Source organism: Endozoicomonas sp. (assembly GCF_051008435.1).
Lineage (GTDB): Bacteria > Pseudomonadota > Gammaproteobacteria > Pseudomonadales > Endozoicomonadaceae > Endozoicomonas_A.
The window spans coordinates 1-13,660 of the sequence record NZ_JBPCXO010000042.1 but is presented as its reverse complement, the minus strand read 5'-3'; the positions used below and the strand labels follow the sequence as shown (position 1 = coordinate 13,660).

The window sequence follows — 13,660 nt, the reverse complement described above, 5'->3', positions numbered from 1 at the left end:
TTCCAAGCACACAGGTCGCCCCGGTTGGCTGGCAGTTTGGAAGGGGTGGGCAAAATTACAGACCTGCGTTGAAGGCTGGCGCATAGCGCGCCAGTTCTTGGGTGTAGAGATGTGATAAAGAGATAGGGCATAGCCGGGGGTTTACCTAATGATTAATTAGCATGGTCGTACGTATGAAGCTTCCGCCCTGATTCGTTATGCACGTGTGTTTACAAAAGCTTCTTCAGTGCTGAATATCTATTGAGGTATTAGAAAGGGTTAATAGTTTGTTATTTGCTTATGGCTGAAAAATACCCGAAAGTGGTTAAGTTTCGGGCATAAAAAGTTTCAGCTGTTTTAAGGTACCGCTGCGTAAGCAACAATTTCACAGAGCATTTCTTCTCGAGCCAAACCTGCAACAATCATAGCGGCTCGATTAGGGTAGGGTGCTTCAAAGTATTCCGCATAAATTTTATTAAATACAGGTAATTGGTTTCGGTCAGTAACATAGATCAGAACCTGAGTAACATCTGCCATGGTTAATTCTGCGGCTTCAATCGTATGTTTAAAATTGTCCATAGTCTGCCGTGCCTGAGCTTCAATACCTCCTTCAACCACCTGGCCTTCAGTATTGATAGGGATTTGAGCAGTGGACAGTTGACCATTAGCAATAACTGCCCATTCCAGAGGGGCTTTTGAGGCAAAAAGTTCAGTCTTTACAGCTTTTTTCATTTTATTATCTTTATGTTGGAGTGAGCAGGCCAGAAAGTGGCCTGCTCTTTGGAGGTGTTAATTCATCGATAAGTTAGAGGCCTTGATCGTCAGCCATCTGTTTAGCAATTTGGGGGGCGTTCCATAGAGAAGGCAGCAGTACCAGCGATACCGGAACAGCGGTGACAACAATAAACGACTGAAGGGCTGATATACCGCCGGATCCAATAGAAATAAGCAGTGCTGCCGTCACACCCATCATAATGCCCCAGAAAACTCTTACTGATGCCTGTGGTGAGTCGGTGCCAGTCATTACCATAGAGATGGCGTATGTCATTGAGTCACCGGTTGTTGCTACGAAAATGGTTGTCAGAATCAGAAAGAGGACAGATATGACTAAACCCATTGGCAGCTGTTCGGTTATGGCCAGCAGAGCTGCAGGTAAATTAAAACCGGTGAAAGGTTCGGAAATCACGCCGGGATTTTCCAGTTCAAAAGCAAGACCACTACCACCTACAATGGTAAACCAGAAGCAGGTTATGACAGGGGCAATAACCGAGATCATCAGAACCATTTCACGGATCGTGCGACCACGAGAAATCCGTGCAACAAACATAGCCATCAGCGGCCCGTAACCGAGGAACCAACCCCAGAAGAACACAGTCCACCAATCGAGCCAGCCCGGATCAGCCCGGAAAGTTGCCATAGGAATAAACTGGTTTAGGTAAATCCCAAATGATTGCAGGTAACTGTCAAAAATGAACGCTGTTGGTCCAAAGAATAGGATAAACAACATCAAAACGGCCGCAAGAATAGTATTGGCTGAACTGAGAATTTGTATGCCTTTCGTCACACCGCTGACAGCGGAAAATGTGTAAAGACCGATCAGGACAATCAGAATAGTGATCTGGGTTGAAAAGTCATTGGTTATACCAAACAGCTTTTCAAGGCCGAAACTGACCTGTAGCCCGAGAAAGCCAATAGGGCCAACTGTTCCTGCCACAACAGCCAGAACACAGCTGGCATCTACCAGAGTTCCCAGCCAGCCTTTCATCGCCTTGTCACCAAAGACAGGGTAGAGCAGGGTGCGGGGCTTTAGCGGTAATCCTTTTTCGTAATGAAGGTACATCAGGACGATACCGGTCAAACTGCCCAGAATGGCCCATGCAAGGAATCCCCAATGCATGAAGCTTTGAGCAAGAGCATTATAGGCAGCATCTTTTGTGCCGCTTTCACCGCCAAATAGCGGTGGAGGTGATGTGAAGTGCGCCATAGGCTCAGCAGCGGCCCAAAAAACGCCTCCACCTGCCAGTAGCGTACACATGATGATCGAGACCCACTTAAATCGACTGATCTCGGGTGATGCCAGCCCCCCCAGAACGACTTTGCCTGTACGACCAAATGCAAGTACGAGGCCAATGAAAAAAGTCATCAGAAGTAATACTTGCCAGTAGGCACCAAATGTTTTGGTAGAAGCGGCAAAGGCAGTATTAACCCAGGATGAAACAAGATTAATGTCGTACAGTGCCATGATGGCAAATAATGCCAGACCTCCGCCACTTAGAAAGAATACCGGTAAATCAACGCCGTACAGCAGGCTATTGCGATGCTGCTCCTTTAATGCGGGAGGTGATGTATTGTTTGCAGTGTTCAGCATGGAACGCTCCTGATAAATATTTATTTTTATTAATATTAATTATTGGAGTCGAAGGATTACTTTCAGAAAGCGATCCTTTAGTCAGGCTTGGCTGGTAATGCCTCTTCGAGGAAATTCAACCAGTTCAGCCCCATGATTTTCGCTACTTCTTCGTTATTAAAGCCTCTGGATATCAGGCCTGAGGTTATATTTGGAAAGTCACGGCTGTCTTTAAACCAGCTCAAGGGGCGTGGCCAGCTAGCGTTGGATTTAGACCCTTCGCCATAGTCCATTTCCTTTGACCAGCGACCGTTTCTCATCCACTCAAGAATTTTAACAGGCTGGTCCTGGCAGAGATCGGTGCCTATTCCTATCCGATCGACACCCATCAGGTCAGCGGTACGAGCGACCATTTCGCAGAAATCATTCAGAGAGCAATCGGGCCCGTTTTTCAGGTGAAATGGATATAAGCTGAAACCCAGTAGTCCGCCGGATTCACCGAGTGCTTTCAGTACAGTGTCTGACTTATTACGCTTGGCATTGTGAAAGCTGACGGGGTTTGCGTGGGAGATCACAATAGGACGTTCTGAAAGCTCGATAGCATCCAGCGTACTGCGCTCACCGCTGTGGCTCATATCAACCACCATGCCGGCACGGTTCATTTCACGGATGGCCTGTTTACCAAAGCGAGTTACACCGCTGTCTTCTGCTTCATAACAACCGCATGCCAGTAGGCTCTGGTTGTTATAGGTGAGCTGCATGATCATCAGGTTCAGCTCACGCATGATTTCAATCATGCCAATGTCGTCTTCAATGGTAGAACAGTTTTGTGCACCAAACATGACGCCTACTTTACCCAGCTCTTTTGCAAGACGGATGTCTGCTGCGCTTTTAACGGGCATGATCAGGTCACGATTGTTTTCGAAGTGACGATTCCATTCTGCGATCCGTAACAGTGTTTCACGAATCTGCTCATGGTAAACGATGGTGGCATGCACCATCGTTACGCCACCTGCATGCAGCTGTTCAAAGATCGTTCGGTTCCAGTTGGAATACTGAAGTCCATCAATAACAATCAGCTCTTTATGCAGAGTATGGCTCATCAACCTGTCTCCCGTTATGCGCGGATGTAGGTTGTTTTCACAACGGTGTAGAACTCTTTGGCGTAAGTTCCCTGCTCTCGAGGACCAAAGCTGGAATCCTTTCTGCCACCGAAAGGAACATGGTAGTCAGTACCCGCTGTTGGCAGATTTACCATGACACAGCCGGTTTTGGCGTTGCGTTTGAAGTCGGTAGCGTATTTTAGTGACTCGGTGCAGATACCACCGGTCAGTCCAAAGTTAGTGTCGTTTAAAGTAGACAGTGCTTCTGCATAATCTTTTACCTTGATGACACAAGCAATCGGTGCAAACGCTTCTTCACGGTTGATGGTCATATCATTGCTGGTTTCTGTGAACAGGGCAGGCTGCATGTAGTAGCCTTCAGTCTCTTCTGTCAGAACTTCACCACCAAAAATCAGGTTGCCCCCTTCCTTTTTAGCGAGTTCGAGATACGCCAGGTTCTGTTCAAGCTGGCGGGCATCCGCTACAGCACCAATATGAACGCCTTCTTTCAGAGGGTGACCAATAACCAGCTTCTTCATGCGTTCGATAACCGCCTCAACAAAACGATCATGAATGCCTTCTGTGACAATCAGGCGAGAAGATGCCGTACATTTCTGACCGGTTCCGCCAAATGCACCGTTAACGGCGCATTCAACGGCGTTGTCCAGGTCAGCATCATCAAGTACTACCAGAGCGTTTTTACTGCCCATTTCCAGTTGGCATTTAACAAGATTAACCGATGTTGCGGCGGCTACTTTACGACCTGTCTCAAGGGAACCGGTAAAGGTCAGAGCATTAATGTTACGGGAATTGATTAATACATCTCCCACCTGTAAGCCAGGCCCCATAACCAGGTTAAATGTACCAGCAGGCAACCCTTGGCGAGAGATGATTTCTGTCAGTGCCCAAGCTGAAGCAGGTACTTGATTGGCTGGTTTCCAGACGATGGCATTACCAAAAGCCAGAGCAGGTGCGATTTTCCAGGCACCCGTTGCAGTAGGGAAATTCCATGGAGTGATGATACCCACTACGCCAACAGGCTCACGTCGTGTTTCTATCTCAACACCAGGTCGTACAGAATCAGCTGTTTCACCCATCTGGCGTAAAACTTCAGCGGCATAGTAATGAAAAAATTGACCTGAACGATAGGTTTCACCAGCACCTTCTGCCAGTGTTTTTCCTTCTTCACGGGCTAAAATAGCGCCCAGTTCGTCTTTTCGTGCGATCAGTTCATCACCAATCGCCATAAGAACCGAATAACGCTGCTCAAGTCCGCTTTTTTCCCATTCCTTCTGACCTGCTTTCGCAGCCGAGATTGCTTGCACGGTTTGGGCTTCATCGGCCTGTGCATAATGACCAATAACATCACTGAGATCAGCAGGGCTTATGTTGGCAATTGAACCACTGTTGCCTTCTACCCATTTACCCGCAATGTAATTCTGAAATACCGAGTCAGACATGTTTATCTCCATAAGGATGTCTTTCTACAAGAGCTTTTTCTTGACGAGAATGCTGCTTCTATAAAAATGATGGTTGCATCATAAAAGTAACGAATTAATAATAAAAATTAATAAATAATATCATGTAATAAGGTTTTTTTATTATGTTGCCTGAATTCAAAATCGCCCAGTTGCGCCATTTTGTCTGGGTTGCCGAGTTAAAGGGGTTTCATGCTGCGGCAAAAAAAGCACACCGAACGCAGCCTGCTATCTCTCTTTCAATTCAGGATCTGGAGAACAAACTGGGTGAGTCTCTTTTTGAAAAACGTAATAATCGAACAGCCAAAACAGAGTTGACTGCTTTAGGGGTAGAGTTCATTCCAAAAGCAAAAGACTTGATCGCGCACCATGACAGATTAGCTCAGGATATGTCGCTGCTTGCTTCCCACAAAACGGGTCACTTGCGGCTTGCTTCTGTACCTTCCATCGCCAGCCAGGTATTACCTGATATATTATTGAAGTTTGTTGCGGATGCGCCTGATTTACATATCAGCTTCTATGATGATAATTCGAATGCTGTTCTAAAAATGGTGGAAAAACAGCAAGTCGATTTTGGTATCAGCAACTATTTTTCGCCTGATGAGCATGCAGATAAGATTTTCACTCCCATATGGGAGGATCAGTTAGGTGTTGTATGTCCAAGCAACCATTCCATAGCAAAAAAATCAGGTGTGCACTGGCAGGAATTGAGCCAGCACCGTTTGATCATGAACGGCACCTCTCAACTTTTGCAGGACACTGAAGCTGCTCCTCTGCTTCAGAACTCACAATTTTACATTTCCAACATGATTTCACTGGTTGCAATGCTGGAAGCGGGCATGGGAATTACCACTCTGCCCAGGTATGCCTTCCCTGATGAGAATACAAAATTGTGCTTTGTTCCAATGATTTCACCAGACATTGTTCGATACACCGGATTGGTTCAATTGAGCAATAAGTCCATGAGCCCATCAGCTCAGTCTCTGATTAATATTATTCTGAAAGAAGCCAAGCGTGAAGCAGTTGTGCACGAAAAAATCGATGTTTGTGAAGTTTAAACACTCTCAGTCGTATGAATAAAATATTAAATGCAATATATATATTGATAAGTTTTGCTTATCAATATATATAACCTTTTGATTTGTGTGTCTATACACATTTCAATGATGATACGCCTTGAAATTGATTGGAAGTAGCCAGGTAGCCAGTTGCATTGAACCTGTAATCTACTCTTGTTACACGTCAGATTAAGTAACCACTGCAGCCTTGTTCTGATTGTCAGACTTTTGCTGCAAGTGCATTGGGTACTGAAATTTGAGAATAATAAAAATGATGACACCTGCGCCCATTTATGCCTCTTTACGAGGTGAGAATAAACTGCCATTAAGACCGGTGAATCAGGTGATGGACCTTGAGCGCCTGGGTGCTATGCACCAGAGTCGCCTCAGTTTCATGCGGTCACTTCTTCGTAAGGTTATGCGTGAACGCTGGCAGATTAATCCATCGCTTTTTGAACTGGATCAGGACGGTTACGGCACTGTTATATATGAAATAGAGACACCACGGTCACTTTTTAGTTTTGTTCTGTTTTCCTCCTATCTGGCACCAGAAGAGCGCAATGACAGGGTTATTGCAGAACAGTGGGATTTGACCATGGCCCTGGTAGCGGGCCAGGTCGATAGTGATTATCTGGAAATGCTTCGTCAAAATGTTCCAAAACAAGAAGCGGGGAGAGTGGACTCGCGAGTTTTTGTTTTGTCTCGTGCGAACAGAAGTGCCCGGAATTTTGATTATGTTGTTGACTCCCTGGCTTCAGGACGGCAGCCGGATGTAAAGAAGATTGCTGAAGTCGGCTATCTGTACCGTACAACGGCTGTTTATGGCAGTGGTAAGCTCGGTATGGCCGACTGGGAGAAAGTACAGTCTCGCTGGACAGATTTCTCTCAGCCGTTTTCTGCTGAAATGTTTGTCTGTTTCATGCTGAGAAGTTTTAGTCTTATACAAGCTGAACACATTGCCCGTCATCGCTCCCCGAATACATTTTGTGAAATGGACCCCGCAATAAAAAGGTATTTTGGTATTGGTAACTCTACCGGGTTAGGTATGGCTCCATTTTTGATTAATCATCCACTCCTCATTAACCAGTGGGTCGAGATGCGTGAACTGGGGCTTGCCCGTGTCAGGGTGTTAGGGAACATCGACGATGAAATACAGTCCAGACTGAAAACCTTGCTGAACCGATCAATTGAGCACACCAGGCAGGTTGTGACTGATGATGCATGGCAGACTGATAACAACTGTCAGGTTATTAAAGATCTGGAAGGGCTGTATCAACAGTCAGAGTGTTCTTTTGAAAGTTGGGATACTTTACTGCAATGGAGTGAACAAAACTGTTCCTTGCAAGGGCAGGAACTGTTGGTATCGATATTACTGGAACTCTATCCGGAACTGGTGAATGAGCTTGAAGAGTACTGTTCTGCAGAAGAGTTTCTTGATCTCGACCCTGTTATGACATTACAGGAGCTTAAAAAAGTTATAGAGCATCGATATGACTGGGCATTGAAACTGGATTTTTCGGAAGACGGTGCCCGTGAAATTTTCTGGTATCGCTCTGAAGAAAAAATGGAGCCTCGGTTGGGTAATGCATTGGAAGAAGAGGGCAAGGATAAACAAATGGCTCTTGGGGTTGGTTATGCGGTCCGTAAATGCTATGACCAACTGATTGATTACATGGCTGAATACCCTGATCATAGCACTGCACGGTTTATGGTCGCTCAGCCAAAATTGAGAGGCATTGTACGACGCATACAAAGTATGAATCGTTGCCTTTATGGCGATATCCAGGCCAACCTGCTTCATCGGGATATTCTGCCCATGCACCTTCTGAGAGCCAAACTGGCCTTCTTTGGTGTCAGTAAATTTGATCCTCGTTCCCGGTTATGGGTTCGCAATACCATGTTTCAAGGTGCTCCATTGCTGGAGGATATAGGCGACAGTTTCAATGATGATTGGTTCATGCCACTGAGCCCAAAGCAAGAAATGGAAGAGAGGAAGGCATAATGGTTATTTCAATGAATGAGTTGAAAGCAGCCCTCCGACGATGTTTCGAAGCCAGTGGTTATTATGTCGGAAATTATGAGGATGCAGCTAACATGATCCTCTGGCTTGAGAAACATGGCTTATCAGGGCTCGGTGAACTCGAACAGGCTCTGGCTTATATTAAATCCGATCATGATAAACCTCTGAGTCATATCGTTTATGAAGACAGTCATGCAGCCATTATCAACAGTCAGGGGCGCAGCTCGTTAAACTGTATAGCATCGTCTGTTGATCTTGCTCATGCCAAAGCTCTGGAGTCAGGGATTGCAACAGTCACTGTGCATAACTGCCATAATCGAATGTTTGTTTTGAAAGCACTGACAGACTGTGGTCGTCGCGGTATCAGTGCTGCGGCCTACTGGCAGAATGGTAGCGAGGATATAACCGAGCATACTGCTGCCATAAAAGCGGGTGCCCGTTATCCAAGTTATAGCGAAGCAACCATAGATGCTTCTTCAAGGAAACCGGATGATAAGCAAACTCTAACTATAATTTGCAGTTCAAGAGTTGATATCACTACATCTCTTCAACAGTCACACCTTCATCAAGGTACAAGTTATGTCAGTGCTGATGAAGTTGCCGAAAACAAGGAGTATATTGTTGATCACGGAATAAAAATCAGCGATAGGCTTTGGACCGAAATTAATCTTATTGGTGCAGGCGTTCTTGTTGAAAGTAGTGATCAATCGAGACAGGGAGCGGGTGCTTAATAAGCATTTACAATGAGGAATTATGGAATGGTACAACCGGTAAACCGTCTTACCGGTTGTATATAAGACGCCTGTGGTGGATCACAACAGATGAGCGTTCGCAAAATGATTTGTGCACTTCTCAGCCGCCGACACGGCGGATGATGGCCGAGCAGGTAGAAGTTAACCGTGATGCCAGGATATTGAAAGGTTATACCTTTGATGATCTGGACATGGAGAGCTTTCTGGAATATCGCCAAATGTTTCAGAACAAAAAGCCAGATCACCCCTTCAATAATCTCGATCATCAAGAATTCCTTCGCTGTATTCGCGGCTGGAGCAAAGATCGTGAAACGGATGAAGCGGGTTTGACTCTTGCCGGGCTCCTCATGTTTGGCAAGCAGGTATCCATTCAGGAGGCGGTTCCCAACTATCTGCTTGATTATCAGGAGCGCCCAGAGCCCAAAGCAGAGCTTCGTTGGGTAGACCGAATCACTTTGGCTGGAACCTGGTCCGGCAATCTGTTCGACTTTTACCGTAAAGTGATCAGGAAGCTTTACGCTGATCTAAAAGTTCCATTCAAACTTCAGGGAGATCAGCGAATGGACGACACTCCGATTCATGAAGCTTTACGTGAAGCCCTGGTCAACACTCTGGCTCATGCTGACTATACCGGTCGGGTCTCAGTAATGGTGGTTAAACGCCCTGATATGTTTGGCTTTCGTAACCCGGGACTGATGCGAGTGTCTGTTGAGCAGGCCATTCGTGGCGGAGAGAGCGACTGCCGAAACAGGGCCATCCATCAAATGTTTTTGCATATTGGTTTGGGGGAAAGAGCTGGATCAGGTATTCCCAAAATCTATACCGGCTGGACAAGCCAGCACTGGCGGCAACCTCTTCTTCATGAAAAAGTCGATCCAGAACAGACTCTCCTTGAGTTACGCATGCTTGACTTGTTTCCCGAATCAGTCATGAGTGAGCTGAAAGAGAGATTTGGTGATCGGTTTACACTGCTGACCAAACTGGAGCTTCTGATATTGGCAACTTCATTGATCGAGTCCGTAGTCAATCACAGTCGCCTGCTGGAAATAACCGATAAGCATCCCAGAGATATATCTCAAACACTTCATAAGCTGGTTCAGGAAGGCTATCTGGAGTCCAGTGGATCTGGCCGGGGAACGGTATATTTTCTGGCAGGCACAGAGCTTCCGTCTTCAGATACAACTTTTGTGGATTCCACGCTACAACCCAGCTCCAATGGTTTAGCTTCGAACTACGATGATTTGGCAGCGAGCTACGATGGTTTGGCCTCAAACTCCGATGGTTTGATCCCAGACTCCGATGGTTTGATCCCAGACTCCGATGGTTTGGGAAAGCTCAACCAACATCCCGATGGCCGCCAAGCCATTTCAGATCTGTCAGTCATCGCTCCCGACCTCCATAAAAAACTATTACAACTCACTGAAATATCTAGAAAAAAGAAGAAATTGGCTGCCGATGCAATGGAGAAAACCATACTGGATGCCTGCCGGGGTCACTATCTGTCTCTTAAAGTGCTGGCAACATTGCTGGACCGATCCCCGGACCCATTAAGACAGGGTCATTTGAACAGGATGGTGAGAAACAGGCAGCTGGAACGAGCCTACCCTGCTGAACCCAACTCGCCCAAGCAGGCTTATACCTCGGCTGAGTAGTGGCCTGATAGTAGGTACCCCACTCTGGTTCCCATGCTCCAGCGTGGGAATCCATAGGATCTCTCAAGTGACTGTGTCTGGTTTGATAGGGTGTATGCATTCCCACGCAGAGCGTGGGAACGAGTCATAGTAATAAATCCGGTAAAGCTCACCGCGACCCAGATTTTCCTGATGCTTTCTGACAAGGTTGTATATGATCGGTACGATATTTTGGGGTTCTAATGCATGGGCTTGAAAAAACTTCCGATGATAATATTTGATCCGTCGGACGAAATAGCCACCATCCACAAAAAAGGCAATTTTCTGCATTACATCCCCTTAAACGCAAAAAACCTGTAACCGTGGCCATTCGCTACGTATTAGAATGGGCACCGTTACAGGTCTGACACTGATTATAGGGGAACCAGAGCCAGTAACGCAAACCGGTTTACGAAATAGTAGCCTGACAAAAGGTGACGCTTATACCCTGAATAATTGCCACCTTTATTCTGACTCTGATGCTTCTGTGGGTGCTTATTCCTTACAGCTCTCCGGCGAAGGCTTTTTGGCTGACGGAGTTAAACAAATTAGTTGTAGTATCAACACCAGAAAATAACCGACTCTTGAACTTTGTTACTCGGTTGTAGACATCTATATATTTTCTCTGAGTCTCTATAGATGGATATGGAAAAACTAGTTTATCCAAAATCCCTGTATTCATATGGGTAAATGATCCATCTGGCCCCGTTTTTAAGTTACCAACACGACCTTTGCAAAAAATCATCAGTGATACAAAGTATTCAGGTAATAAATCATTACCAAAGCGAAGTCTAATAAGGTTTGTACTGATAATTGACTGTGGATATCTAGAACGAACTACCCCCATTTTCCCTACAGTTCCAGCTCGTGAAATTATTATATCCCCAACTTCAACTCCATATTGCTCAAGCTCATTGAACTTCTTCTCTGAAATCCAAAGATTAGGTGAATCAATAAATTTTCCCTTTAGAGATATGTTATCCATATTCCATACTGGAATACCTTCATCCTGATACTCATCTTTCTTCAAGGCACTACCGAAGGGCCCACACTTAGTACCAGTTTTTGGGTGTACATAGAACTCACTAAGCTTTTTGAGCTCCCACCCCTTAGGATTCGTCACCGGATCACCAAATATATCCAGGAACACACTGCGCAGGAATTCGTCGGCCAGGCCGATGGCCTGCTGGCGTTTCTGGCGGAGCTGGTCGGCTTTATCCAGAATGGCGGCGATGCGTTTTTGTTCGGGGAGTGGGGGGAGTGGGATTTTCGTTTGATAAAAGTCCTCCCGATTCAACCCTGGAATAGATGTTGTTATAGTTCGGCTAGCTAAATTTGCTCGTTTCAGAGCATAAAAAAGGTATCTAAGATCAAGTGTCTTTTGATCCAAAATCTCTAAAAAGTAAGCTGTATCGATGATCCAGCCACCTTCCGGAGCCCAGACAACTTTACCTACAGAGCCTTTTCTTCCAACGATTAAAGTTGGATAGACACATATTTTTGATGAGTGATTACCAACATGACCAGAGCTGCCATAAACCAGAGCAAAACCACTTTCGTTACGGTCATCCTTTTTCAAAGCCTTACCGTAATGAGCCATGACTAACTCTTTCAACGCCACTTGCTGAAAGGACATTACAACATCCCCTCCAACTCAACCAACTCCTGCTGAATCTCTGCTTCCAAAGCCTTCAGACGCCCCAGAATCTCCTTGGGTGGATCATAAATTTCTTCCTCATACACCACTTCCTTATAGCGGTTGATGGACAGGTCGTATTTGTTGGCTTTCAGATCGGCTTTGGGGACAACAAAAGCCTTCTGAGTGCGATCCAGCCAGTCGTCGTTTTCTATGAGAGGTGGATTCCCACCTTCGTGGGAATGACGGGGTGAAACTTGGGAATGACGGGAAGCGGCCTCTTTCAGTTTATGACCCATAAAGTCATCCACTGGCAAGCTTTTGCTTTTACGAAACTCTTTCCAACTGGCGACCAGATGAGGCAGGTCGTTTTTCTCAACAGGATTACGCTTGTCATCCAGGCTATAACCGTCGTGCTCCAGATCGTAGAACCAGACGTTGTCGGTTTCACCGCCTTTGGTGAAAATCAGGATGGCTGTTGCGACACCGGCATAAGGTTTGAAGACACCGGAAGGCAGGTTAACGACAGCTTCCAGCTGGTTATCTTCCACTAAAGTACTACGCAGGCTCTGGTGGGCTTTGCTGGAACCGAAGAGTACACCTTGAGGCACAACTGTGGCGCTGCGACCACCAATTTTCAGCATTTGCAGGATTCGGGCACAAAACAGCAGCTCGGTCTTTTTGATTTTTGACCACTTTCAGAATATCGGGATCAATGTCTTCTTCGTCCAGGGTGCCAGTAAAAGGCGGATTGGCGAGAATCAGGTGAAATCCGTTGTGGGACGCTTCTGGGTATTTATCACTGAAGCTCTGGCTCATGGTGTCCTGATAGTGAATGTCCGGCTCGTCCACGCCGTGCATAATCAGGTTCATGGCGGCAATGCGCAGCATGGTGGAGTCGAAGTCGTAGCCGTGGAACATATCAAAGTCCACATGCTGGCGGTATTCACTGAGCAGGTCGCCGGAAAAGACTTTCTGTTGTTCCAGCTCGCCTTTTTCGTTGGTGACTGCCTCGGTATGAATACTGTCCAGAGAGCTGTACTTTTCTAACAGGTATTCATAGGACGTGGAGAGAAAACCACCGGTGCCGCAGGCCGGGTCACAAATGCGCTCGCCCCGTGCCGGGTTGGGCTCCATCATTTCTACCATGGCGCGAATGATATGGCGCGGTGTACGGAACTGGCCATTAATACCCGCTGTGGTCAGTTTGCTGAGCAGGTATTCGTAGAGATCACCTTTGGTGTCGCCCCGATCCAACGGCAGGTTCTTGATCATCTCTACTGCTTTGACCAGAAGGTTCGGCTTAACTATTTCCAGCCGGGCGTCTTTCATAAATTCGCCCAATAGTGAACCTTCGTCGCCTTCTTTATTAGAGAGTGAGCGAAAGTGCAGAAAAACTTCATCCCGCACCACTTCCATCATTTCGTCAGCGCCCAGGTTGCAGTAGTGGCTGAACCGGCAATCCTGCTGGTGTGGCTGAAAGCGAGGTTTGAAATCGACACCGGCCAGGGCCTTTTTCTGCTCGTCCTTGCTCTCCATGGTGTCGAGCATGCGGGAATACATGAGGTAGGTGATCTGCTCAATCACAGTAAGCGGATTGGTAATACCACCGACCCA

At 46.3% G+C, this 13,660-nt stretch carries 11 protein-coding genes; 4 read left to right on the top strand and 7 right to left on the bottom strand.

Translation table 11 applies throughout. The features are described from left to right. Positions 1 to 336: 336 nt before the first annotated feature. The 4 genes from ACR2PX_RS01880 to ACR2PX_RS01865 form a co-directional block, all read right to left on the bottom strand. Complete coding sequence (locus ACR2PX_RS01880) at positions 337 to 711, bottom strand: RidA family protein (protein WP_433997662.1); 375 nt, start codon at positions 709 to 711, stop codon at positions 337 to 339. Between the two features lie 73 nt (positions 712 to 784). Continuing rightward, complete coding sequence (locus ACR2PX_RS01875; protein WP_433997661.1) at positions 785 to 2,347, bottom strand: BCCT family transporter; 1,563 nt, start codon at positions 2,345 to 2,347, stop codon at positions 785 to 787. 77 nt (positions 2,348 to 2,424) lie between these two features. Then, positions 2,425 to 3,429 (bottom strand): dipeptidase, encoded by a 1,005-nt coding sequence (locus tag ACR2PX_RS01870; protein WP_433997660.1) that lies wholly within the window; start codon positions 3,427 to 3,429, stop codon positions 2,425 to 2,427. 14 nt (positions 3,430 to 3,443) lie between these two features. Further along, the gene (locus ACR2PX_RS01865; protein WP_433997659.1) at positions 3,444 to 4,889 is read right to left on the bottom strand and encodes an aldehyde dehydrogenase family protein; all 1,446 of its coding nucleotides are present in this window, start codon (positions 4,887 to 4,889) and stop codon (positions 3,444 to 3,446) included. Between the two features lie 143 nt (positions 4,890 to 5,032). On the opposite strand from ACR2PX_RS01865, the gene ACR2PX_RS01860 reads away from it, so the two are divergent. From ACR2PX_RS01860 to ACR2PX_RS01845, 4 genes are all read left to right on the top strand, one after another. Continuing rightward, complete coding sequence (locus ACR2PX_RS01860; RefSeq protein ID WP_433997658.1) at positions 5,033 to 5,965, top strand: LysR family transcriptional regulator; 933 nt, start codon at positions 5,033 to 5,035, stop codon at positions 5,963 to 5,965. Between the two features lie 271 nt (positions 5,966 to 6,236). Next, positions 6,237 to 7,967 (top strand): hypothetical protein, encoded by a 1,731-nt coding sequence (locus ACR2PX_RS01855; RefSeq protein WP_433997657.1) that lies wholly within the window; start codon positions 6,237 to 6,239, stop codon positions 7,965 to 7,967. Further along, on the top strand, positions 7,967 to 8,716 hold the full coding sequence (locus ACR2PX_RS01850; protein ID WP_433997656.1) for a DUF3726 domain-containing protein: 750 nt from the start codon (positions 7,967 to 7,969) through the stop codon (positions 8,714 to 8,716). Before ACR2PX_RS01855 ends, ACR2PX_RS01850 begins: the two co-directional genes overlap by 1 nt. Before the next feature lie 140 nt (positions 8,717 to 8,856). After that, complete coding sequence (locus ACR2PX_RS01845; RefSeq protein WP_433997655.1) at positions 8,857 to 10,389, top strand: ATP-binding protein; 1,533 nt, start codon at positions 8,857 to 8,859, stop codon at positions 10,387 to 10,389. 520 nt (positions 10,390 to 10,909) lie between these two features. Here the strand turns inward: ACR2PX_RS01845 and ACR2PX_RS01840 are convergent. The 3 genes from ACR2PX_RS01840 to ACR2PX_RS01830 form a co-directional block, all read right to left on the bottom strand. Continuing rightward, positions 10,910 to 12,043, bottom strand: a complete 1,134-nt coding sequence (locus ACR2PX_RS01840) for a restriction endonuclease subunit S (RefSeq protein WP_433997654.1) — start codon at positions 12,041 to 12,043, stop codon at positions 10,910 to 10,912. Next, a complete protein-coding gene (locus ACR2PX_RS01835) occupies positions 12,043 to 12,687 on the bottom strand; it encodes an HsdM family class I SAM-dependent methyltransferase (protein ID WP_433997653.1) in 645 nt (214 codons plus the stop codon). The genes ACR2PX_RS01840 and ACR2PX_RS01835 overlap by 1 nt, the downstream gene beginning before the upstream one ends. Continuing rightward, on the bottom strand, positions 12,602 to 13,660 hold a 1,059-nt coding region (locus tag ACR2PX_RS01830), incomplete at its 5' end, for an N-6 DNA methylase (protein WP_433997652.1). The genes ACR2PX_RS01835 and ACR2PX_RS01830, both read right to left, overlap by 86 nt.

Bases quoted from the DNA above. Each gene is read 5' to 3' on its own strand.
- ACR2PX_RS01855 (WP_433997657.1), top strand. From the start codon at position 6,237: ATGATGACACCTGCGCCCATTTATGCCTCTTTACGAGGTGAGAATAAA.
- ACR2PX_RS01845 (WP_433997655.1), top strand. From the start codon at position 8,857: ATGATGGCCGAGCAGGTAGAAGTTAACCGTGATGCCAGGATATTGAAA.
- ACR2PX_RS01835 (WP_433997653.1), bottom strand. From the start codon at position 12,687: ATGCTGAAAATTGGTGGTCGCAGCGCCACAGTTGTGCCTCAAGGTGTA.
- ACR2PX_RS01865 (WP_433997659.1), bottom strand. From the start codon at position 4,889: ATGTCTGACTCGGTATTTCAGAATTACATTGCGGGTAAATGGGTAGAA.
- ACR2PX_RS01860 (WP_433997658.1), top strand. From the start codon at position 5,033: ATGTTGCCTGAATTCAAAATCGCCCAGTTGCGCCATTTTGTCTGGGTT.
- ACR2PX_RS01850 (WP_433997656.1), top strand. From the start codon at position 7,967: ATGGTTATTTCAATGAATGAGTTGAAAGCAGCCCTCCGACGATGTTTC.
- ACR2PX_RS01870 (WP_433997660.1), bottom strand. From the start codon at position 3,429: ATGAGCCATACTCTGCATAAAGAGCTGATTGTTATTGATGGACTTCAG.
- ACR2PX_RS01875 (WP_433997661.1), bottom strand. From the start codon at position 2,347: ATGCTGAACACTGCAAACAATACATCACCTCCCGCATTAAAGGAGCAG.
- ACR2PX_RS01880 (WP_433997662.1), bottom strand. From the start codon at position 711: ATGAAAAAAGCTGTAAAGACTGAACTTTTTGCCTCAAAAGCCCCTCTG.
- ACR2PX_RS01840 (WP_433997654.1), bottom strand. From the start codon at position 12,043: ATGTCCTTTCAGCAAGTGGCGTTGAAAGAGTTAGTCATGGCTCATTAC.